This is a genomic window from Photobacterium sanguinicancri (genome assembly GCF_002265265.1).
Lineage (GTDB): Bacteria > Pseudomonadota > Gammaproteobacteria > Enterobacterales > Vibrionaceae > Photobacterium > Photobacterium sanguinicancri.
The window spans coordinates 24,811-46,156 of the sequence record NZ_NOIF01000018.1 but is presented as its reverse complement, the minus strand read 5'-3'; the positions used below and the strand labels follow the sequence as shown (position 1 = coordinate 46,156).

General features: G+C 46.5%; 22 protein-coding genes. 18 read left to right on the top strand and 4 right to left on the bottom strand.

What is annotated here, in order from left to right:
* The first annotated feature begins 215 nt into the window (after positions 1-215).
* The 17 genes from ASV53_RS05080 (at position 216) to ASV53_RS05000 (ending at position 15,478) form a co-directional block, all read left to right on the top strand.
* A complete protein-coding gene (locus ASV53_RS05080; RefSeq protein WP_094956330.1) occupies positions 216-1,400 on the top strand; it encodes a phage protease in 1,185 nt (394 codons plus the stop codon).
* Complete coding sequence (locus ASV53_RS05075) at positions 1,400-1,786, top strand: hypothetical protein (RefSeq protein WP_094956329.1); 387 nt, start codon at positions 1,400-1,402, stop codon at positions 1,784-1,786. Before ASV53_RS05080 ends, ASV53_RS05075 begins: the two co-directional genes overlap by 1 nt.
* Before the next feature lie 46 nt (positions 1,787-1,832).
* Positions 1,833-2,732, top strand: a complete 900-nt coding sequence (locus ASV53_RS05070) for a Mu-like prophage major head subunit gpT family protein (RefSeq protein WP_094956328.1) — start codon at positions 1,833-1,835, stop codon at positions 2,730-2,732.
* A gap of 71 nt (positions 2,733-2,803) precedes the next feature.
* Positions 2,804-3,265, top strand: coding sequence for an HI1506-related protein (locus ASV53_RS05065; RefSeq protein WP_094956327.1), 462 nt, complete (start codon positions 2,804-2,806; stop codon positions 3,263-3,265).
* A gap of 5 nt (positions 3,266-3,270) precedes the next feature.
* Complete coding sequence (locus tag ASV53_RS05060; RefSeq protein WP_094956332.1) at positions 3,271-3,699, top strand: gp436 family protein; 429 nt, start codon at positions 3,271-3,273, stop codon at positions 3,697-3,699.
* Positions 3,699-4,142: a phage tail terminator protein gene (locus ASV53_RS05055; protein WP_094956326.1), complete on the top strand. Its 444-nt coding sequence runs from the start codon at positions 3,699-3,701 to the stop codon at positions 4,140-4,142. Before ASV53_RS05060 ends, ASV53_RS05055 begins: the two co-directional genes overlap by 1 nt.
* Complete coding sequence (locus tag ASV53_RS05050; RefSeq protein WP_094956325.1) at positions 4,132-5,064, top strand: phage tail tube protein; 933 nt, start codon at positions 4,132-4,134, stop codon at positions 5,062-5,064. The genes ASV53_RS05055 and ASV53_RS05050 overlap by 11 nt, the downstream gene beginning before the upstream one ends.
* Before the next feature lie 57 nt (positions 5,065-5,121).
* Entirely contained in the window at positions 5,122-5,454 is a 333-nt protein-coding gene (locus ASV53_RS05045; protein ID WP_094956324.1) for a hypothetical protein, read from the top strand.
* Positions 5,370-5,798, top strand: coding sequence for a hypothetical protein (locus ASV53_RS25390; RefSeq protein WP_189337827.1), 429 nt, complete (start codon positions 5,370-5,372; stop codon positions 5,796-5,798). The genes ASV53_RS05045 and ASV53_RS25390 overlap by 85 nt, the downstream gene beginning before the upstream one ends.
* Positions 5,791-8,733: a tape measure protein gene (locus tag ASV53_RS05035; protein ID WP_094956322.1), complete on the top strand. Its 2,943-nt coding sequence runs from the start codon at positions 5,791-5,793 to the stop codon at positions 8,731-8,733. The genes ASV53_RS25390 and ASV53_RS05035 overlap by 8 nt, the downstream gene beginning before the upstream one ends.
* A gap of 13 nt (positions 8,734-8,746) precedes the next feature.
* Positions 8,747-9,589 (top strand): hypothetical protein, encoded by an 843-nt coding sequence (locus ASV53_RS05030; RefSeq protein ID WP_094956321.1) that lies wholly within the window; start codon positions 8,747-8,749, stop codon positions 9,587-9,589.
* Positions 9,589-10,491, top strand: coding sequence for a hypothetical protein (locus ASV53_RS05025; protein WP_094956320.1), 903 nt, complete (start codon positions 9,589-9,591; stop codon positions 10,489-10,491). Before ASV53_RS05030 ends, ASV53_RS05025 begins: the two co-directional genes overlap by 1 nt.
* Positions 10,488-12,131, top strand: coding sequence for a hypothetical protein (locus ASV53_RS05020; protein WP_094956319.1), 1,644 nt, complete (start codon positions 10,488-10,490; stop codon positions 12,129-12,131). The genes ASV53_RS05025 and ASV53_RS05020 overlap by 4 nt, the downstream gene beginning before the upstream one ends.
* Complete coding sequence (locus ASV53_RS05015; protein WP_094956318.1) at positions 12,118-12,867, top strand: phage BR0599 family protein; 750 nt, start codon at positions 12,118-12,120, stop codon at positions 12,865-12,867. Before ASV53_RS05020 ends, ASV53_RS05015 begins: the two co-directional genes overlap by 14 nt.
* Positions 12,868-12,903: 36 nt before the next feature.
* Positions 12,904-13,116, top strand: a complete 213-nt coding sequence (locus ASV53_RS05010; RefSeq protein WP_094956317.1) for a hypothetical protein — start codon at positions 12,904-12,906, stop codon at positions 13,114-13,116.
* The gene (locus ASV53_RS05005) at positions 13,097-13,303 is read left to right on the top strand and encodes a hypothetical protein (protein ID WP_094956316.1); all 207 of its coding nucleotides are present in this window, start codon (positions 13,097-13,099) and stop codon (positions 13,301-13,303) included. The genes ASV53_RS05010 and ASV53_RS05005 overlap by 20 nt, the downstream gene beginning before the upstream one ends.
* 3 nt (positions 13,304-13,306) lie before the next feature.
* Positions 13,307-15,478: a phage tail protein gene (locus ASV53_RS05000; RefSeq protein WP_094956315.1), complete on the top strand. Its 2,172-nt coding sequence runs from the start codon at positions 13,307-13,309 to the stop codon at positions 15,476-15,478.
* Between the two features lie 134 nt (positions 15,479-15,612).
* Here the strand turns inward: ASV53_RS05000 and ASV53_RS04995 are convergent, their stop codons facing one another.
* The gene (locus tag ASV53_RS04995; protein WP_094956314.1) at positions 15,613-16,983 is read right to left on the bottom strand and encodes an MATE family efflux transporter; all 1,371 of its coding nucleotides are present in this window, start codon (positions 16,981-16,983) and stop codon (positions 15,613-15,615) included.
* A gap of 177 nt (positions 16,984-17,160) precedes the next feature.
* A complete protein-coding gene (locus ASV53_RS04990; RefSeq protein ID WP_094956313.1) occupies positions 17,161-18,987 on the bottom strand; it encodes a sensor domain-containing diguanylate cyclase in 1,827 nt (608 codons plus the stop codon).
* Positions 18,988-19,224: 237 nt separating this feature from the next.
* Between ASV53_RS04990 and ASV53_RS04985 the strand changes: the two genes are divergently transcribed.
* On the top strand, positions 19,225-19,833 hold the full coding sequence (locus tag ASV53_RS04985; protein ID WP_062691146.1) for a riboflavin synthase: 609 nt from the start codon (positions 19,225-19,227) through the stop codon (positions 19,831-19,833).
* Between the two features lie 87 nt (positions 19,834-19,920).
* Here the strand turns inward: ASV53_RS04985 and ASV53_RS04980 are convergent, their stop codons facing one another.
* Together ASV53_RS04980 and hxpB are read right to left on the bottom strand one after the other, a co-directional pair.
* Positions 19,921-20,124 carry a CPXCG motif-containing cysteine-rich protein gene (locus tag ASV53_RS04980; RefSeq protein WP_062691128.1) on the bottom strand — a complete coding sequence of 68 codons (204 nt, stop codon included), beginning with the start codon at positions 20,122-20,124 and terminating at the stop codon, positions 19,921-19,923.
* A gap of 483 nt (positions 20,125-20,607) precedes the next feature.
* On the bottom strand, positions 20,608-21,261 hold the full coding sequence (gene hxpB / locus ASV53_RS04975) for a hexitol phosphatase HxpB (protein ID WP_094956331.1): 654 nt from the start codon (positions 21,259-21,261) through the stop codon (positions 20,608-20,610).
* Positions 21,262-21,346 lie beyond the last annotated feature (85 nt).

The window sequence follows — 21,346 nt, the reverse complement described above, 5'->3', positions numbered from 1 at the left end:
TTACATTGTAAATCAATTGTGAAACTCATTTTTTGAAGTAAGCAAGAATATTATATAACAGGCCATTAGTGTTGTTGAATTTGATCTCTTTCGTATTGAGCATTCAGATGTTTATTGTTTGAATTTAACAGCTTTTCCTGTATGGCTATGTATCTTCTTTATTTCCCGAACTTCTTCCACCACGCCCCCTAGGCAAATAGCGCCACACTGGCGCTATGAAAACATCAAAACGCACTCATATCGCTCAGGCAGTTTTATCTGCCAACCTTACTGGTAATCTTGCTGTACTAGTTGCTGACTTAAACCAGTCAGAAGACGGCTGGCATCAGCTGCTACCTGCGGGTAAATTCAAGGCCCGCGACGGTCGCCCCCACGATACCGCCGATGGCTATTGGCACCTTAATGCCGATATTGCCGCGCAGATGATAGCGGCCACCAAAGCCACAGCCCCCAAAGTCCTGATTGATTACGAACATCAAACCCTCAATACCGCAGAAAATGGTCAAAAGGCCATTGCATCAGGCTGGCTAAACAGTGACGTCGATATCGAGTGGCGTGAAGGGCAGGGTTTATATATTCGCCCCGACTGGACCAATACCGCTAAAGGCCATATTGACGCCAAAGAGTACGCCTTTCTTTCTGCTGTTTTCCCCTACAACAAACACGGTCACCCGTTACTGCTGCGCATGGCGGCTATTACCAATGATCCCGGTGTCGTCGGCATGGAATCACTGGCAGCCCTGTACGCAGAAAAGACAGCTGACTTCAATCTCAGATTGAATGCCCACACCGCCGATATCGGCACCGAAATTAACCTATACGGTCAAACGGAGGATCGTAATGTGAATGAACTACTGAAAAAACTGCTCGGTAAGTTAGGTATCACCCCAACAGAAGACACCTTAACCGAAGAGCAAGGGCAGGCCGCATTAACAGCCCTCGATGCCCTGCAAACCAAGGCGACCGAAAGCAAGAATCTGAAAACTCAGGTGGCAGCATTAACCGCAGATAAGGGCAAAGCTGTCGATCTAACTCAGTTCGTCACTATCGATGCCTATAACGGCGTGGTCGGTGAACTGGCTGTTTTAAAAGCGGGTACAGATTCAACAGGTATTGATTCCGTGATTAAAGCCGCGAAAGACAAAGGCCAGATTGTTGAAGCAGAAACCGACTACTTAAAACAGTTTGGTGAACAACAAGGCGTTGTTGCGTTGTCGGCAATGCTTGAAAAGCGCCCAGCCATTGCAGCCCTCACTTCGCAACAAACGGCAACCCAGCAAACACACATCTCTAAACAGACCAAGAACGATGACGATCTAACAGCAGAAGAGCTGGCAGTGCTCAAGGCATGTGATCTTGATAAAACCGCGTTCTTGGCAGCGAAAAAGGAAAACAGCTAATGGGAACAGCAAAACGAACGGGCACCCGTCGTGATTATCCGATCAAAGGCGGCCAGTACATTGGCGGTAATGCAGTGGTGATGTTGGCAGCAGGGCTAGCCATCGGTTTTGCCAGTGCCGCGCCTGCCAACATCTGTGCTGGTGTGTCGAACCTCGGTGTAGACAACACCACAGGTTTTGATGGTGAAACCCGTATTGGTGTCGAGGTTGGTGAGCATAAGTTTCTTAACAGCGGTGATATTGATAATGCCGATGTGGGTTCAGATGCCTTCTTTGTTGATGAAGGCAGCTTGTCCATCAGCAGTGATACTAATGCGCGCCCTAAAGCTGGGGTGATCACCCAAGTAGAAAGTGACGGTGTGTGGGTGTGGTTGGGAATCAAATAGCTGGGCGTGAAATAGCACAGACATAAATAGTGTTGGAGTGAACAAAGTGGATATTAATCAAAATAATTTAAGCGCCCTTTATACAGCGGTTAAAACTGCGTTTAACACCGGTAGCGGCAGCTATAAACCGTTGTGGCCGCAGTTCGCCACCATGGTGCCGTCATCGACCTCGGCGGAAGCCTATACCTGGCTAGGTCAGTTTCCCCGATTGCGTGAATGGGTAGGTGACCGTCAGGTCAAAAAACTAGCCAGTCATGATTACACGCTCAAGAACAAAAAGTATGAATCAACCGTGGGTATTCCTGCTGAAGCCATTGATGACGATGCCTACGGTGTGTTTATGCCGCTGTATCAAGAAATGGGTTACGCCAGTGCATCACATCCTGACGAAATGCTGTTTGCCCTAATGGCAGCAGGCTTTACCACCAAATGTTATGACGGTCAGTACTTCTTCGATGCCGACCATCCAGTAGTGAACTCAGCAACGGGTAAAGAAGAATCTGTGTCGAACATGCAGGCAGGTTCGGGAGCCCCGTGGTTCCTGCTTGATACCCGCCGACCTTTAAAACCGTTCATTTACCAGAAACGAAAAGACTATCGCCTTAATGCAAAAACAGATGCAGGTCAGTCAGATCATGTGTTCATGGCGGATGAATATCTTTATGGCGTCGATGGACGTGGTAACTGGGGGCTCGCGTTCTGGCAGCAAGCCTTTGCATCTAAAGCGGCATTAACCGACGCCAATTTCGACAGTGGAATCGAAACCATGATGGCCTTCAAATCAGATGAAGGTCGACCGTTGGGAATTATGGCTAACGTGTTGGTGTGCGGACCAAGCAATCGCAGTGCCGCGAAGAAGGTGCTGGAAGCAGAAAACAAAGCGCAGGGCGAATCGAACACCAACTACAAAGCCGTTGAGCTGGTCGTGGTGCCTTGGTTGGCGTAACTCGTCGCACCTGAAGGTGGGTTTAGGCCCACTTTCATCCTTCTTGATTTGAATATGGAGATCACAATGTCATGGCGCAGCAAACTGTTATCGCTAAAAAGCTGGTTGTTCAAAGTCTTGCACATGGCGGCTATCGCCGCGCAGGCATGGCGTTCAACACAGGTGAAAACGTACTGGAGCCGAACACCATCACATGCTCCCAGTTGGCCATGCTCGAAGCTGACCCGCGACTTGCTGTGTCGTGTGCCGAAGCAAGTTCGCCAGACGGTGCGTCAGGGAACCTGGTTCAAGGAAGTGTATCTGGCGGTGTAACTGACCAGCAGACCAAAGTTCAAATTAACGAGCAAATCACGCTGATTTCAGCGATTAGCCAGCTTGACCCTGAAAACCCTGACCACTTCACCACAGGTAATAAGCCGCAGGTCGATGCGCTATCAAAGCTGGTAGGTCATTCGGTTACCGCCAGCCAGCGCGATGATGCCTGGGTGGATTATCAGAAGCTGGCTGCTGAGCAGGCTGATAACGCGGAGTAATGGCGATGTATTGCACCCGAGATGACATGATTACCCGCTTTGGTGAAGAGGAACTGACCGAGCTGACCGACCGTGATGGCAGTGCTGGTGGCATTGTTGACACCGTGCTGAACCAAGCGGTGGATGATGCCAGCGCCACCATCGATGGCTATCTGGGTGGCAGATATAGTCTGCCACTCCATATTGTCCCTCGGGTGTTAACAAGAACGGCCTGTGATTTGGCTCGTTACTACCTTAATGATGACGTGCTGGGTGATGAACACCAAGTAGCCAAGCGCTATAAAGATGGCATCAGTTATCTGGAAAAGGTGGGACGCGGCATATTGCAGTTGGGTTTAGACAGTAACAATGCCAGAGCCGAGAGCAACAACACCGCCACCATTACCAGTGCAGGCAGTGTGTTTAGTCGCGGTCATGCGAAAGGGTTTATCTGATGGCCGATCTTATCAAATTAACAGTAGAGAGATTGAAATCAACGGTTGAAGGCAAGCCGCCCTGGATTGACGTATATGAACTTGATTCGTTGACGCAGCTGGACTTGAAGCGCAGCAAAACAGTAAGAACCCCATCGCTGTATGTGTTTCAAGTGGGTGATTCTCCGCAGCCTGATGTGCGTGGCTGCGGTGCTTACCTGCAAACCGTCACGGTAACCGTGGGTGTGGTGATTGTTGATGCCAGCAGTAACAGTAAGCCACTCAACTGGAAGCCGCTGCGCGATGAACTGAAAAAACGGCTGTTTGGCTGGTCAGGGGATGACGAGTTTGAGCCGTACTGGCTGGGTAGTGGTCGGCTACTGGCTGTAGAGAGCGGGCGGGCGACATGGCTCGATCAATTTGTAACGGAATATACCGAGGACCAAAACAGTTATGGCTCGTAAAGAACGAAAAAAAATCATCGGCTTTGTGCCCGAAACAACCTATGGCGTCGATGGGCTGTCGGCTGAAAACATTGCCAATGGTGCGGTAATGAAGCATGTACTGGGGCGTGAGTTTTCTATTACACCGCTCGCGGGTGAATCTCAGGCTCTGGAATATGACGATGGCACTTTGGGTCAGTCAGCTGAAATCATGACCGAGGTGTATGTCTCGGTTGAATTTACGGTAGATTTGGCTGCATCGGCACATCCGGCCAAGGCCGCACCGTGGGGCGATCTGATGGCAGCCTGTTTGCGTCGGGTCACCGAAAATGCTGAAAATAGCCAGACCGTTTACAGCATCGATGACGATGCAACAGGTAGCCTAACACTCTATTACTACCAGTCGGGCACCTTACATAAAGTCGTTGGCACAAGGGGCAGTCTGGCGTTTAATGCGGCGGCAAAAGCCTTCGGTGGGATCAAGTTTGCCTTTACTGGTCTGCATGTACCGGCAGAGGCGCAGGCACATCCCGCACCCGATTTTTCGACCTGGCTTACACCGCTAAAAATTGGGGTACAGCACTCCAGTTTCACCATCGATGGCACTGCCGCTAAGCTCATTTCTCTTGAATATGATCAGGCCAACCAAGTGCCGTATCAGGAATATGTCGGTCATGAAGAAGTGATGATCACCGACTACCAGCCGACCGCCACCATGGTGATTGAAGCACCGAAGCTGATAGAGCTGGATGTGTTTGCATTGGCGCAAGCTGGTGAAGAGCACGAATTGGTGTTCACTAATGGCTCAATCGGTAATCAGGTGGTTTGGCAAAGCCCACGAGTGCAACTTGGTCGCCCAAGCTATGGCGAGCAAGACGGCACCCAAACCTACAGTATACCGCTGCGCATTATCTCTAATGCCGACCAATTTATTACCCGATAGACAGAAGCTAGGAACTAGCTTCTAGTCTCTCGTTACTCGACCCTAAGGAAAATCCTCATGTTCAAACTTGTAGCAGAAAGAAAAGTAAAAGCATGGCCTGTCAGTATTAATGTGCCAGTAGATGGTGGCAAGGTGGAAGCCTTCGACATGACGCTCGATTTTAAAATAGTAGACAGCAAAACCTTTACCGAACTGAGCCGTAAAGGGGATGTGGAACTGTTTACCGAGGTGATCACTGGCTGGTCGGGCATTGCTGACGAAAGCGGTGAATCATTGGTATTTACCCCAGAAAACCTCAAAGCGGCTTGTTTAAATCAGCATTTCACAGCCGGAGCCTTATCCGCATACATGAAAGCCATGAGCGGGCAGGCCAGCAAAAAAAACTCCTAGACGCAGTACGGGAAGCGATTAAGCGCCAGCCCGTCACTGCGAAAGATGAACAAGATTGGCAACAAGAGCTGACTTGTTGGGGGGTAAGTCAACCCCCTGAACCTACAACGAATGATGACACCAGTGAAACGATCGAAGTGTGGCAAGAGCATGCCGACGTGCTCGAATGGTGGCTCACTATTCCCGCGTTTCTGCGCTGGAATGGGGTGTGTTGCTTAGGCATGGATGTCTGTCAGGTCAAAGCCGACGCTGAATTGTCTGGCCGTGGTATCAATCCCGATGATTATCAAAAACTCAAATCAATCGCCAGCGTCATGGCCGAGGAACTGAACCAGCGTGAGTAAAGATCTGAAATTTACCCTGCGCTTTGACGCAGAAAACAAGCAGTTCGTCGGTCAGGTTCGCGGCGCAGACAATGCGGTAGCGGCATTAGGTAACCAATCTGCCACCACTGGCCGTCAAATGCGCACTATGAATCATCAGTCGGATGCGCTTGAAGGGCAGATGTTGTCACTGCGTAATCAACTGTTTGGTGCGGCTGCGGGGTTCTCTGCCATTGCGGCTGCCCAGAAGGCAACCGACCGACTGGGTGCCTATCAGGATATCCGTACCCGTATAACTGCGTTAGTCGGCAGCCAACAAGCGTGGATTGATACTGAACAGTATCTGATTGAGGTCAGTAAAGATCACAATAAAGCCATGCTTGAAATGGCGGGCAATTACGCACGTGTCGCTTCGGTAGAAGATGCGGGCATGATCACCAAACAGCAGACTATCGCTATTTTCGAAGGCATGAGCAATGCCGCTAGTACTTATGGTGCGACGAATGAACAGCTCAATCAGAGTATGTTCGGTCTACAGCAAGCGATGGCGAGCCAGACTGTTCGTGCCGAAGAGCTGAACCAAACCACCGAGCCATTACCAGGGCTGCTAACCAAAATGGATAAAGCTGCTGGGCTGGCATCGGGTGGGTTTCGCAAACTGGTCAATGATGGAAAAGTCACCTCTGATTTCTTTGCTGAAACCTTGGTTAAAGCGTTAGAAAGCTATGATGGCGCAGCAGCTAATACAGCAGGCAACATCAATGCGCTATACGGTGATTTAGCGACGGCCTATACCCAAGCCGTTACCGCCTATGAACAACCGATTTCCGATTCTTTCACTCCCGTTATATTAGGGCTGACCAGCAGCCTTGACGTTTTTGCCGACAATGCCGATCTGGTCTCAACGGCTGTCGGTGTAACAATGGCGCTTGCGATGGGCAGGGGAGCGGCAGCAGTCATGAATATGACAACGGCGCAAATGTCGAAAATTGTGGCCTCTCGTGCCCATACGGCAGCGCTTATTCAAGATGCTCAAATGACGGTTCGCCACACTCAAACCACGATTTTGGCAACTCACGCTGAAATCCGTCATCTTGAAATTCAACGTAAAGTAGCCGTGGGTGCTGTAATGGCCACAAAAGCGGAAGAACGATTAGCCGCAGCCCGAGGGCGTTTAGCTATCGCTACGGTAACACTCAAAAATGCACAGCAAGCCGCTGCTGTTTCGGGCCGAGCATTGGGCATTGCGCTCTCATTACTAGGTGGGCCAGCCGGTATCGCGATGATGGCAGTTGCCGCTCTTGGGTATTTTGCGTTATCAAATCAAACAGCGGCAGCCGAAACCGATCATCTATCCGACCGTATCGATCACCTGTTGGGTCGTATGAATGCGTTACAGGTAAAGCAAGTTGAAAGCGTATTAGCAGAAGCACAAGCCAAACAAGCCTTGGTGAGCGCAGAGCTTGAAACATTACATGCGCGCAAAGGCACGAATGATCTTGATGAGCGGTTGAACAAGATAGAGGCTCTTCGCAAGCAAGAAGTGTCTTGGCGAGAAGATGTGCTTGCGCTTGAAGACAAACTGTATGAGTTGCGGAATAAGCCTGAAGATAAACCTAAACCTGAAAAAAAACGGGATGACAAAACTGATAATCAGGCACAAAAGCAGCTTACTTTAATGCAGCGTCAACTGGCGTTATTTGGCAAGAAAAGCGAACTGGCTAAGGTCAGTTACGACTTAGAGCACGGTGCCCTCAAAGCGATTAATGGCAAGCTGAAAGAACAGTTGCTGCTTGAAGCGCAAAAGCTCGATAACAAAGCCGCCGAAGCTCAGAGACTGCAACAGGCCAAAGCGCTGAACGATGCAGGGAAAGACCGCTTAACGCAAATGCAGCAGCAAATCGCACTTCATGGCATTACGAGTGAAGTCGCTAAATTGCAGTATGAAATCGAGCATGGCGCACTCAAAGGCATTAATGAAGAGCTGGCGAAGAACTTGCTGTTAGAAGCAGAACTGCTGGATAAGAAACAGGGGCAAACGCCTAAAAATACTCGCGATATAGAGGCATTCTACGCCGAATCAGACGAGATCAACGGTGCATGGCTGATGCGTCTGGCCATGCAAGCCGACATGGAAAATGAAGCCAAAATCCGTGAAGACTATGCCTATAACGACAGGCTTGCGCGTCTTTCTCAATCATTTCAATACGCTTATGCACAAGCCCAAGAAAACCAGCAGCTACAAGATGAACTCGAACGTGAATATTTTGCTAATCGGGAAATACTGCGGGCTGACCATCAAGCCAATTTAACCGATATTGAGAAACAGGCCACTGATGAACGGTCGGCGTATCAGGCGCAAGTTGCCGAATCGACCCTAACGTTTACCCAGCAGCAGCTCAGTATAACTACCCACTTTTTAAAGCAAGCGGGTGAAGAGCAGGGCGGTTTGTATCGGTTGCTGTTTGCGGCCCAGAAACTGGCGGCGATCCCTTCCATGGTAGTCGCAACGGAAGAAGCGGCCACCAAGGCATTAAGCTTCGGACCACCGCCAGTGGGCATGGCGTTATCAACGGCAGTTCGCACCATGGGTTATGCCTCAGTGGGAATTGTTGCCGGTCAGGCGTTGGCAGGGCAGGCACACGATGGCATTCGCCGAGTACCAGCCAAAAATGAAGGCACGTGGATGCTGCGCAAAGACGAGATGGTGCTAAATCCGAAGCAGGCCGATAACTTTCGCTGGATGGTCACCATGATGAATCAAATGAAAACCATGCAAAGTGAACAGCAGCAACAACAGGCGATGCAGCACGGTGGAGCACCCAACGTCAACGTAGCAGCCCCGCCAGTACATGTGGCTTTTCTTGATAACCAAGAGCAATTGAACGCTTATTTACGCAGTGACATGGGTGAGCAGGCGGTGGTGAGAATAATGAAGCGTAACCAAACGAGCTAATTAAGGATTCGATATGGCATGGGAAACAGGGACGGCGAATGGGCACCGCGATTTATTATTGAAATTGAAATCTTTTTCACAAGCGAATGGTTGGAAAGTTGAGCGATGGGTTTATGACCCTTTGGGGCTAGGAAGTGATGAATTAATTGTTTCTTCTAATGGCCCTAGTGAGCAAGAGTATTTTATCTGTGGATTTAAAACACAATCAAGTGTGGCCGCAGATTGCTATAACTGGCAGTTGGTTGCTGGACCGTTGTTTTCAGGTGGATCTGAATTTGATAGCCAGCCAAATTCAACCGCGATTCAATATATGTATCTTTGGCAAAATGAACTGAGGTACTGGTTCGTTATAGATAAAGCGCGAATTGTGGTTGTTGCACAGGTTTCAGGCACGACTCACGTTATTTATAACGGCAAAATACAAAACTATTGTTCTCTTGGTCATTGGCCTCGACAAGTTGGTTGTTATGGCGAAGGGGTGAATGCAAATGGTCGATGGTCAAGCCAAGGTGATGAATATTCTACATTTCAGTGGATTAGAAATGCGGCACAGCAAACATTATGGATCGATAGTTCTTTTATAACTCCGAGTATGGTTTACCCGAATATGTCGGTTTCAGGTTTATGTCGCAATGGTTGGACATATTCTGAAGGGGCACACTGGCTTATACCAATGACATTACTGCATCATGAACATGGGGCAATAGGTGAGTTTATAGGGTGCTATTACATTGATGGGCATGACACATCTTCACTGCAAACAATAAACAGCTTAGATGGTTTAAATACATTATTGGTTGTTCAAAATATATATCGAAATGGCTACAGGGATTTTATGGCGTTGGAGTTAGCATAATGGCGTATAAAGTAGCACGTTGTGCAAAACCGGAAGATCTAACGCGAATATTTCAGGAATTCTTTATTGATAATCCAATGCTTCCATGGAAATTAGTTCGTTCTGGAGATAATGAACTAGGCAAGGTAGTGGTTGAAAACACGAGTATTAAACTTGCTCTTGGATGGAATGCGATAACATCCTACCGAAAGGGAATAAATTTTCATCTTGGAGAGAAGTATTCTGGAGGTGCTTGGCCTGGTATCTCGTCGATGAAGATGGTGCGACAAGATTGGGGGTCAGGAACTGTAGCTTGGCCTGCTGATCTATATTTTATAGCGGAGGATGATTACTTCATTCTTACGGTTAGAAATGTAGGGAATAACCGATGCCACAATTACGGCGGTGGCTCAACGATTGGTGTCGGTAAAGGTTATGCAGGCTTTGATGGTAAATGGGCTGCAGCTGATTGGTTTGACAACAATGTGGGGCTATACGGTATTTTTCTTGGTGGCAAAAAGCGTCATTATGGTGGTCAGTACGTTAATAATTGGTATATGGATAACGGTAGTGGGCACTGGCAGGCCGCTGGTGGAGGGAGTCCAGAATTATTACCCCCTATTGCAGGTGTTTGGAACATATCAAGCGATTATGGTGAAGGTGTACACCCGCCGTATGATGTTGAGAAATTTGTCTTTAAGCAGAGTGCCACGACAGTCTTTCTACCATGTCTAATGGGTAAACGAAATAATGGCTGGAGACCTGCGATGGATATTCCGTATCTAAGGCTATGTTCAATGGCGTTAGTGGGCCCTGGCGATATCGTTGAATACCAAGGTCAACGTTGGCGAATCATTCCAAGAAATAACTATCAGGATGCCAATATTGGTTTTGCGCTTTTAGAAAGTACGCCTGCAATATGACTATTAATGGTTTTTATTATTCTCACTTTTGGAATGAGTTATACGAAGAGCCGCCATTTCCAATTCCATTACCCATTACGGAATGCTCTTCATGGTTGGTCGGTTTTAATGACCACAACGCAAAAGCCATCGGGACGATAACAGCGAAAAATAAAGGGTGGCTTGCTGATTCCTTTTGGAACCGCGATTTCAAAAACAGTTTATTTATTACTCCTCACTATACAGATCTTAAATTTGTCGCCAGCCCATCAGAACACCCTATCGAAATTTGGAGCAGTTACACCAAACCGATAGATCTGTCTCAATTAGTCAAATCAAAAGATAAAGGCTTAGAGCTAATTGGGCCACATCCTATTCAAGTATTGGCTGCTTATGGCGGTCATTGGAACTATACACTCAAGGTGTCACTAGACGTTGAACAGGTAATTGATGCCAATTATCAGTGGCAGTTTAGTGCAGGCGCAACAGTACTGCTGAACGTGGTGGGCAATCGTGTTTCAGTGTGGCCATACCCGCCCATTTATCCTGTTACCGAATCTTGGCAATGGTTTAGTGCCGTGATTGAAACCCGTGCCAGTGAACAGCGATTGTGTAACGCAGATAAACCATTGCAACACATTGATTACACCTACAATTTGCCGAATCTGGCTGCGGCAGAGCAAACCGCTCGTTATGCTGCACAAGGAAAAGAGCGGATGGTTGTGCCCGTTTGGAGCGATGCCACATCGTCCGTCAGTGCCAATAAGGGCGATATGGTTATCTATACCGATGTCTCGTCGCGCTCATTTCAAGCGGGTGGCATGGCGCTATTGTATAAAAATGAGCGCAGCTACGAGGTGGCGTTTATTGATCAGGTTAATGATGGAAATCTGTTGTTATCAAGGCCGTTATTGTTTGCACATTCCAATGTTATTTTACTCCCCGCGATGAGTTGCATGGCAACGGAAGGTGTCCGTTCAAGCCGACAGGGATCGCGAACAACGCAGAAAATCACCTTTATTAACAGCAAGCCGCTGGAGCTACCGGAATTAAGCCTTTCTGGTTTTGACATGGTTACTGAATATCTGGGTGCTTCGGTGATTGTACAGCGCAGCAAAGGCGTGTCGGTGGCTGATGATATGGCCTTTACTTGGCGCGAGAAAACCACAGCCAGTGGTCATCACATCATGGATGTCGAACAAGACTACGGCCGACACTCTACCACTGTTGAAATGATTGCCAGTAATCGTGAACAGGCGTGGCAACTAAAACAATTTTTATATCAATTTAAAGGGCGTTTAAACGCGTGTTGGTGGGTGTCGTATCATCGCCAAATTCGTATTGCGGCACTCTGCAATCGCAAGCGAATTGTGATTAAGCGAGTCGGTTTGGTCGAATTTGGCGGCAGGCATCTGTACCTGAATTGGCATGATGGCGTGCAGATGGTGTATGCAAAATCTCTTGGTTATGACCAAGAGGGTAACGAGGTGATTGATCTAGGAGGAGATGACGATCGAGAGGTTACCCCTAGTGACTTACTTGGCGGGCACATTATGCGCTTGATGCGACCAGCGGACGATAAGGTAAAAATAACACACCAACCGCGCCAGCTCTTGTCTGTATCTATGCCAATGATCGAGGTGCCCGATGGCAGTCATTGAACTGTATAAAACTGAAGTTCACAACGAGGTGTGGCGTTATACGTCGCATCAAAATGACGTGTTGTATGACGGTATGAATTGGTCTGCCCATGCCATCGAGCGTGGTAATGGTATCGAGCAATCAGATAATCCGTTACGTGCTGATACTGCTTTTGAGGTGGCTGCGGGTAGTGAATTGGCAAATTTAGCACTGAACCCTCCGCTCAATGTTGCCCCTAAAATCACCATCCTCCGTTCGGAAGATGGTCGGCAGTTTTATACGGTGTTTGCTGGACGAATAATGGCAGGGGTTTGGAATGACGGTTTTGTTAGCGTCGAGTTAGAGGCGGTACATACCGAATTGCAGATCACTGGATTGACAGAAACGGTTACCCCGCAGTGTCGTTATTCGCTGGGTAGCCGTAAGTGTGGGCATATTGAAAGTACCCGAACGGTAACGGTGACAGCGGTGGACGGTAACCTCGTTACCCTGACCGAGTCATTGCCGTTGGAATATAACTACGGTCGTCTTAAGCATGGACATAACCATCATTATATTGATACGCAACCGAATGTTAAGACACTGCGCCTTCTGCACCCCGCAACATTTACGGTAGGGGATCAAGTTGAAGTGAACCGAGGTTGTGACCGCACCTTGGCGACATGTCATTCGCGTTTTAACAACGCCATTAACTTTGGTGGTGCGGTAAATCTGCCGACCAAAAACCCCTATATTGGCGATCCTATCGACCGCTAACACTAACGCTAACGATATATTCACAAGGAGATTGTGATGATTTGGGTAATGGCCATCATGATGGTGGCATCGCTGTTTATTAGTTATCGAGCAATGAATCAAACCCATACCGCCCCAGATGCGCAAGAGCCTAAAGCGCCCGTCATCGAAGAGGGCAAACCATTGGGTGTGGTTTTTGGTCGGGTGAAAATCACGAGTGGCAGTGTTTACTGGTGGGGGGATTTATCGAATGAAGAAATCAGAAAGTAATCGTATTTATCCTAAAGATTTGGCCCCGCTTGGTTACTGTTGTTCAGGGGCGCGTGGGGTATTTGATGCTTATGGGTTGAGCTGGACAGAAGCTCTAAAGCACGGCGCAGATTGTGATGCTTTGCTGGCGCTGGGTGATCCGGTGGTGACAGCCATGGTCGTTAAGTTTAAGCAGGGTAAGGAGTAACCCATGGGCAGTAAGAAAAAGCAGGTTGCAGGCCATCGCTGGTTTTGGGGGCAGCATCTCGTGTTATGTCATGGTCCTGTCGATGCCGTTAGGCGGATATGGTTTGGCGAAAAGGTAGGTTGGCCGGGGAGTGTATCGAGCAATTCGCGTATTCATATTGATCAGCCAACCCTGTTTGGTGACCGCGATCAGTATGGTGGTATTGTTGGTGATATTGATATCTGTCTGGGCCATGCCAGCCAGATCGTAAATAATTATTTAGCTCATCATTGTGGGCAGGTGGTCAACGGGCAGAAGGTGGTGAGTGCATTTCGTCACCTGACCGCCTTGGTATTCCGTAAACCTGAAATGGGTAATTCCAGCTATCCCGCCCCTGTGGCTGTTGAGGTTGAACGTATTTCTACAGGCTGGGATGGCAACGAAATTTGGTATGTTACAAAAGCAGCAATCGGTAATGGTCTCAATGGTGCCCATATTGTTCATGAGTTGATTGAGTGCCCAGAGTGGGGAACGGGTAACTCTAATATTGATAACAAAGCGTTTGAAGCGTGTGCGAATACACTATACGCCGAAGGTTTTGGTCTTAATGCACATTGGGTAAAGCAACAGCCCGTCGAACAATTTGTAAAAGATATTTGTCGTTATTTAAACGGTTATGTCTTTACTGATGAGGCCAGTGGCCTCATAACCATGCGGCTTGCCCGCGATAATTACGATACAAGTAAAGTGCCAGCATTGACTTCGAAGGTCATCAAAACGGCAAAAAACATACGCCGTCGAACTCAGGCTGACATTATTAATACGTTAACATTGACGTATACCGACCCTACAACGTACGAAAAGTCAGCGGTTACAGTGATTAATTCGGCAATGGTACATGCTGTCGGTCGCACAATAGGTGAAACCGTTAATTTCCCAATGATTCATGATGCACAGTTAGCCTACAGAGTCGCAATGCGTGAGCTAAAGATGCTATCAGCACGATTGATGACGACCGAACTTTATTGTGACACGACGGCATCGGTTTATCAGCCTGGTGATGTAGTACGGGTGGTGTATCCACCCGCAGGGTTAAACCACATTATGCGAGTGCAGAAAAAGCGCCGAGGCAGTATGGCGCAGCCTGAAGTAAAGTTGGAATTGATGGAAGATATTTTTTCAGCAGCAACCGGAGACTATATACCGCCGCCACCGAGTGGCTGGAAAGACCCAATTACAACGCCAGTGCCGATCACCATTCAGCAGGTGGTTGAGTCTCCTTATTGGCTGTTGGCTACTAGCCTTAATCCGTCAGAGCTGGCAGCGCTAAATAAACATAGTTGTTTTGTTGGCTGGCTAGCCCGTAAACCGTCTGGCGATACTATCGGTGCTGATCTGTATTACAACAACTTTGACCGTTGGATTTACAGTCATCGAGCCTCTTTTTCGACTAGCTCAATGTTGGCCGAATCGATATCACCAATGGCAACGCAACTTAGACTGATTGACAGTAACCTGCTGACCATTGAGTTACCCGCAGTATGTCAGCTGGGTGGTGAATTAGTGGTGGTTAAAAGCATTGTTGATGGTGTGGCAGAGGTTGAGCGAGGTGTACTTGATACGATACCCGCTGAACACGCGGCAATGATAGTAATTGCAGCCTTAGATGGTGACGCATTAGATACAGAGTTCACCACGGGTGAACAGGTGAGTGTGCGAGGTTTAACCGTGACAGCGCGAGGGGCATTACCAAAGGACGATGCGGCTATTATTACCACCGAACTGGTAGGGCGCGCAGCAAAACCACTCTGCGTGACAAACGTAAAACTGAATGATGAACACTGGCCTGACACCATCACTATACCGGTTAACGTTACGTGGTCACACCGCAACAGAATCAGTCAGGTCGTCGAGCCGCAACACTTAACGAATTGGTACACAGGCGGAACTCCTGAGCCAGACACGACCACACAGATATCGGTAATGGATGCTGACACTAACGCAGTACTCTATCAAGGCGAGACGACCGAGACTGAATTGCTATTGGATGAAACCCTAATACCGGCACTAACCCAGCGATTAACCATCACCCTAACCGCCACCCGAGAGGGTAATGAGGCAATGCAGCCTTTCAGCCATACATTCAATGTGGTGTTTACACCTAAAGCTGAAGTGTTTAAAAATTCGGATATTTAAACACCATAAACAGAGAAACCGCTTAAATTGACAAATACCCATTGCCAATCTAAGCGGTTTCCTTTGTCATGACGCGCGGCGGGCTACAGCCGCCTTATTGATGTAATTACTAAGATGTTTTTAGCAAAAGCTAACTAACGTGTAGCCATCGCTAACTGTAAATCTTCAGGTTGACGCTGTAACCAACGTAAACGAGAGCCAAGCATAATGGCTGATGATGTTAAACCAAAGATGATGCCAATCCAGAAGCCATGTGGTCCCATAGGTTCAGTGATTAAGTGGGTCATACCTAATGTGTAACCAAGCGGCAAGCCAATTAGCCAGTAAGCAATAAAGGTACGTACAAAGATAGCGCGCATGTCTTTGTAGCCACGCAATGCACCCGCAGCCACGATTTGAATCGCATCGGTACATTGGTATACCGCGGCTAGAAGCAATAGTTGACTGGCAACGAGAATGACTTCTGCATTATCACTATAAATCGCAATGATTTGTTCGCGGAATATCACGGTTAAGATTGCGGTAGAGATTGCCATAATGAAGGCAGTCGCTAAGCCGCAGTAGCTGCTGACTTTAGCACCTAATAAGTTTTCTTCACCCAGTTGGTGACCAACGCGGATGCTTACGGCTGCTCCTAGGCTCATTGGTAGCATAAACACCAATGAAGAGAAGTTCATTGCGACTTGATGCGACGCAACCATGACTGCGCCGAGAGGAGCAATCATGATAGCAACAACAGCGAATAGTGATATTTCAAAAAACATCGATGCAGCAACAGGGAAGCCCATTTTAAATAAACGCGTTAGAGCTGCTAAGTTAGGCTTGTGCCACGTTTCGAATAACTTTGCGGCTTGAAGGCGTTTATTCAGTTTGATGTAAACTAACATGGCAAAGAACATGAGCCAGTACACAATGGCGGTTGCGACACCACAGCCAACACCACCCAGCGCGGGCGCACCAAACTCACCGTTAACAAAAATCCAGTTAAGTGGAATATTTGCACCTAAGCCAATGAAACCGATGATCATTCCCGGGATGGTTAATGACAGTCCTTCAGTAAAGCTTTTAAGTGTTTGGAACATTAAAAAGCCCGGGACAGCAAACATCACAGCAAACATATAGCCATTTGTTTTTTCAGCCAAAATGGGTTCAACATCCATATAGTCAATCAGCGTACCTGCATTGTACAGGACGAGCATGATGGGTACAGAAACGAGCAGTGCTAAGAAAAAACCATGTTGGACTTGATAAGGGATTTGGTCTTTTTTTCCTGAACCATTAAGTTGCGCCACAATAGGCACTAGCGCAATAAGTAGGCCGACACCAAATAAAATGGCAGGAAGCCAAATGCTGGATGCGACAGACACCGCTGCCATATCGGTTGCGCTAACACTACCCGCCATTACTGTATCAATAAAACCCATAGAGGTTTGAGCAACGGAGGCAAGCAGAACGGGGATAGTTAATTTGAGTAAACGACGTGTTTCTCGTTTGTACTTGTGCATGGATATACCTGAATTCAAGCGCTATCTGGAGGATGCCAGAAAGCGTGTGCATTATAATGGCTTCCGTGCTCATTTCACCCTTTTCTACAAGAGTTTATTGGAAAACAGCATAGTTTGTTTTCCGCAGTGATAAAAATAAGAGCGTACAAGTTTGGCTAACAGATATGTGGCGTAGAACTAAGACTGTGGTGATGTTTCTGATAAGAAAATGACACGGTCTTTACCCGCTGTTTTCGCTTTAAATAGCATTTTATCTGCTTCAGCGTAGACATTTTTTTTATCTAAGGTCGAATGGGTAACACCAATGCTGGTGGTTATTTGAATGCTATTACCATCTAGGGTGATAGGGGTGTTTCTGACGCACGCAAGAAGCTGTTGCGCGTACCGATGAATGTTGAGTACATCATGGTCATTTACGTAAAGCGCGAACTCTTCACCACCAATTCGGCCAAATAATGCATGGGTTCCAATACAAGACTGACACACGGAGCAGAAGTGTTGTAAAACACGGTCACCAGCCAAGTGGCCATAGGTATCGTTGATTGACTTGAAGTTATCAAGGTCAAGCACCATCAGCCACCCAGTATTGTTTTTACTACGTTGTTCAAACAGCTGCCAAAAATGTCGACGGTTAGCAATTTGAGTTAATGGGTCAAAGTTTGCTAATAATTGCAGCTGAACATTGGCACTTTGCAGCTCAGACGTGCGATCTTGTACTTTACGTTCAAGCTCTTGGTTATTGTAAGCTAATAAGTTATTTAAACGTGTAGTCTCTTTTTGTTCGTCTTTAAGCTGGCAAATTGTTTCTTGAAGGTGTTCAGCCATGTTATCGAATGAGCGAGATAGCTCACCTAATTCATCTTCTCGATCGAGCTGGGTACGAGAACTCCATTGCCCCAAAGTAATTCGCTTTACCGTTGCTTGCAATTGATTGATTGGTTTTAAAATGTAACGTGTGCCTTGAGAGCCGAAAACCATTGCAAGTAACATGGCAATGATTGTAAAAAACATGGCGTAATATTTTGCATTGATAAACTCACCAATAAAATCACAAATAGGAGAAATCAGTAAGATCGTTAAGTAACGGTCTTCCCCTAATTTATATTTGGTGTGGGCAGACATCCATGTGCTGTTTTGTAGCGGGTATTGATTAACTTCAATGGTATTGCTTGGAGGTGTGCCGTAAATGTTTTCCCATATTATATTAACAATGGGTGTTAATGGTGTACCAAGGTTCATCAACGCGGGGAGGCCTTTGTCAGAACTTGCGATGATGGCACCCTGATCACTAATCAGCAAAATACGGCTGTTTGGGCTTAAGATGTTTTTTTGCAATTCATGCTCGAGCGTTGATAACGTTAGATCAAGGCCCCAGACACCTAAAAAGTTACCATTATTATCGTATAGCGCATTAGCAAGGCTCACACCAAGAACATTCTCTATCGCACCAGGGTAGATATCACTCCAAACGGGCCCTTTTGACTTTACGGCTTGTTGAAACCATTGGCGAGTGCGAGGATCAAAATGGGCATTTGTATTGATCACTTCAGTACCAATACCTGCAGAATCTGTACTATAGCTGGTGGTTGGCCCTGCTTGATCGTGGTCAGATTCGATGCGTACAAAGTTGCCAAATTCATCACGCCCAAGGGATAGCAAATGACCGTCAGCTGAGGCAAAGTAGAAATAATCAATTTCATCATGATGTGCTAATACATTTGCCAAGTACTTTAATAAATTATCACGTTGTTTCACGACAGCAGGTAGAGATTGTTGCTCGGTTATTTGATGTTGATAAACGAGGTGCGCTTCGTCGAAAAAATCATCTAAATGACTAGTGATAACTTGGTTTGACTGGCGAAATAGTTGCTGAACACTGTTTTGCAAAATTTGTTCAGAACTTGAGTACCACATCAGACCAATAGGGATGGCTGTCAGTAAAACGAAGATTGAAAGGGTCAGTTGGATTCTAAAGCCCAGATTTTTGGTGTTAAGCTTCACCATAAGAATATATCCAACCTGTAGTAATATAGTGGCTTCATTACGAGTTATTCGTAATGGCTATTTTGAGGGAAGCATAATATAACTGATGTTAATATTTCAAACGTTAATGCATCAATTGGTGTCTAATCTTCTAAAAACCGCACTTTTAGTAAGAGTTTAGGTGGTTTATCTTGACACTAAGTATGGAATGTTATGCAGGATATGTTGCATGTTAAGTACGTATTTGATGAGGAAGTTATGTTTACAGGCATTGTACAAGGTACGGCACCGATTGTAGAAATAAGTAAGAAAGAGCGCTTTCAAACCCATACCATTCGTTTAGATAAATCTTGGCTATCAGGGCTTGAGATTGGTGCGTCTATTGCGCATAACGGTTGTTGTTTAACAGTAACGCAGATAGATGGTGACTTAGTCTCTTTTGACTTGATGCAAGAAACGTTAAAAGTGACGAATCTTGGTCTATTGAATGACGGCGATCGCGTTAATATTGAACGCGCTGCTAAGTTTGGTGATGAAATTGGTGGGCATTCAATGTCGGGGCACATTATGTGTATGGCGACGGTGTCTGAGGTGATCAAAACACCGAATAACTGCCAGATTTGGTTTAGCTTACCAGCTGCACAAACAAAGTATGTGTTTACGAAAGGTTATATCGGTATTGATGGGATTAGTTTAACGATAGGTGATGTGGTCGATAATACGTTTAACGTGAATTTGATACCAGAAACGTTAGCACGTACTAACCTAGCTTGGCGAGGCGTGGGTGACATGATCAACATTGAGATAGACCCACAAACACAAGCCGTAGTTGATACCGTAGAGCGTGTACTAGCAAACAAAGCTTGAGTAAATTTGCACTGCTGTACTGACAAAAGCCCAATGCGTTCGCTTTGGGCTCTGTCGTACTAAGGAGCCAACAATTTTACGTTTGTCTTAGAAAATCTGTTCATCATCAGCATCGATGAAAAGGTTGATTGTTTTATGTAGCTCATCAATCTGCATATTAAGGTGGATTGTATGGCAGCAGGCTGGGCAGTCATCGTAAAATTCTTGGCTACCACCACTGGTATCTAGTGTAATGTGAATATGGTGTCCGCAGTGTGGGCAGCTTGCCGATTGTTCAGAATATTGTTTCATTATCTCGCTCCTCAATATGCCATGGCATATATAGCATAAGCATCCGTTGCTTTTGCACTTTCCAGTTTATTTATATGTAACATTGTGTAGCCAGAAAATACATCTAATCTATGTAGGGCGAAATGTTTAAAATCAATAGATTAGGTGCAAATGTTTTGCTGGAATAAGCACATCGCACTCTATGAGTAGTGTGAAGCACTTTACTACTGTTACTTCTATTACTTACCTATATTATTACTCTAGCGTCTGGTGATTCTTTATGCCTAAAATTAACTACAAAGTTTGATTTATTAAGAAGATTCAGTGCTTGGTGTAAAGCTGGATCGCAAAAGTAAGTTTTTTTTCTGGTATATGAAAGGATGATAAAAGATTGAAAGTTTCAGTAGGTGTTAGAAGTGAAACAAAGAGGAAAGTATCGTTCGGATAAATTTGATCTTGATGCAAGATGTTAAAATCTTGCACCAAACTGTGACGATTAAGTATTTACAGTATTGTAAATAATTGCTGATTTACTTCGTGAAGCGATGAAAGTTTACTGTCAGCAATGGCCCAACGCGGGTCGTCGGCCACTACATGTTCAGGAACAGCAACCCCTTTCATACGGGCAGCTTTTGCTGCAAGTACACCATTGAGCGAATCTTCAAAAGCGACGCAGTACTCTGGAGCAACACCAAGTGCATCAGCTGCGTTGATGTAAACTTCAGGGTGAGGTTTGCCAAAGCGTAAGTGCTCTGCAGACACCACAACTTCAAAGGTGTCTTCTAATGATAGGGCTTTTAATGTGGTGGTTATTAAGCGCATCGGTGAAGATGATGCCACCGCTAGCTTTAGATTCAATGCTTTACAATGTGCGAGGGTTTCCAATACACCGGGCATCATAGGTTTATGCTCTGCAACCAATTCTTCTACGCGAGTGACAAGTGCCGCAGTAACCTCTTCACAGCTAGGGCCTTGCCAAGGTTGGCGAGAAAACCACAATTCTACGACCTTATCGACGCGTAACCCTGTCGTTTCTAAGGTATCTTCTTGTTTGATTTGCACGCCAAGATTTTGAAATGTTTCTACCTGAGCTTGTTGCCAGAAAGGTTCGGAATCGACCAATAGGCCATCCATATCGAATACAGCAGCTTGTAACATCATTATTTGTGTTCTTCGTTAGTCTAAATGGAAACATCGCCTGTTTGTATAAACAGGCGATAAGAGAAAAGTGAGAGTATGTAGG

Excerpts from the sequence above, each read along its gene's own strand:
- ASV53_RS05020 (WP_094956319.1), top strand. The coding sequence starts at position 10,488 with ATGACTATTAATGGTTTTTATTATTCTCACTTTTGGAATGAGTTATAC.
- ASV53_RS05030 (WP_094956321.1), top strand. The coding sequence starts at position 8,747 with ATGGCATGGGAAACAGGGACGGCGAATGGGCACCGCGATTTATTATTG.
- ASV53_RS05000 (WP_094956315.1), top strand. The coding sequence starts at position 13,307 with ATGGGCAGTAAGAAAAAGCAGGTTGCAGGCCATCGCTGGTTTTGGGGG.
- ASV53_RS05075 (WP_094956329.1), top strand. The coding sequence starts at position 1,400 with ATGGGAACAGCAAAACGAACGGGCACCCGTCGTGATTATCCGATCAAA.
- ASV53_RS04985 (WP_062691146.1), top strand. The coding sequence starts at position 19,225 with ATGTTTACAGGCATTGTACAAGGTACGGCACCGATTGTAGAAATAAGT.
- ASV53_RS05010 (WP_094956317.1), top strand. The coding sequence starts at position 12,904 with ATGATTTGGGTAATGGCCATCATGATGGTGGCATCGCTGTTTATTAGT.
- ASV53_RS04980 (WP_062691128.1), bottom strand. The coding sequence starts at position 20,124 with ATGAAACAATATTCTGAACAATCGGCAAGCTGCCCACACTGCGGACAC.
- ASV53_RS05025 (WP_094956320.1), top strand. The coding sequence starts at position 9,589 with ATGGCGTATAAAGTAGCACGTTGTGCAAAACCGGAAGATCTAACGCGA.
- ASV53_RS05055 (WP_094956326.1), top strand. The coding sequence starts at position 3,699 with ATGGCCGATCTTATCAAATTAACAGTAGAGAGATTGAAATCAACGGTT.
- ASV53_RS05045 (WP_094956324.1), top strand. The coding sequence starts at position 5,122 with ATGTTCAAACTTGTAGCAGAAAGAAAAGTAAAAGCATGGCCTGTCAGT.
- ASV53_RS05060 (WP_094956332.1), top strand. The coding sequence starts at position 3,271 with ATGTATTGCACCCGAGATGACATGATTACCCGCTTTGGTGAAGAGGAA.
- ASV53_RS05065 (WP_094956327.1), top strand. The coding sequence starts at position 2,804 with ATGGCGCAGCAAACTGTTATCGCTAAAAAGCTGGTTGTTCAAAGTCTT.
- ASV53_RS05080 (WP_094956330.1), top strand. The coding sequence starts at position 216 with ATGAAAACATCAAAACGCACTCATATCGCTCAGGCAGTTTTATCTGCC.
- ASV53_RS04990 (WP_094956313.1), bottom strand. The coding sequence starts at position 18,987 with ATGGTGAAGCTTAACACCAAAAATCTGGGCTTTAGAATCCAACTGACC.
- ASV53_RS05005 (WP_094956316.1), top strand. The coding sequence starts at position 13,097 with ATGAAGAAATCAGAAAGTAATCGTATTTATCCTAAAGATTTGGCCCCG.
- ASV53_RS05050 (WP_094956325.1), top strand. The coding sequence starts at position 4,132 with ATGGCTCGTAAAGAACGAAAAAAAATCATCGGCTTTGTGCCCGAAACA.
- ASV53_RS04995 (WP_094956314.1), bottom strand. The coding sequence starts at position 16,983 with ATGCACAAGTACAAACGAGAAACACGTCGTTTACTCAAATTAACTATC.
- ASV53_RS05015 (WP_094956318.1), top strand. The coding sequence starts at position 12,118 with ATGGCAGTCATTGAACTGTATAAAACTGAAGTTCACAACGAGGTGTGG.
- hxpB (WP_094956331.1), bottom strand. The coding sequence starts at position 21,261 with ATGTTACAAGCTGCTGTATTCGATATGGATGGCCTATTGGTCGATTCC.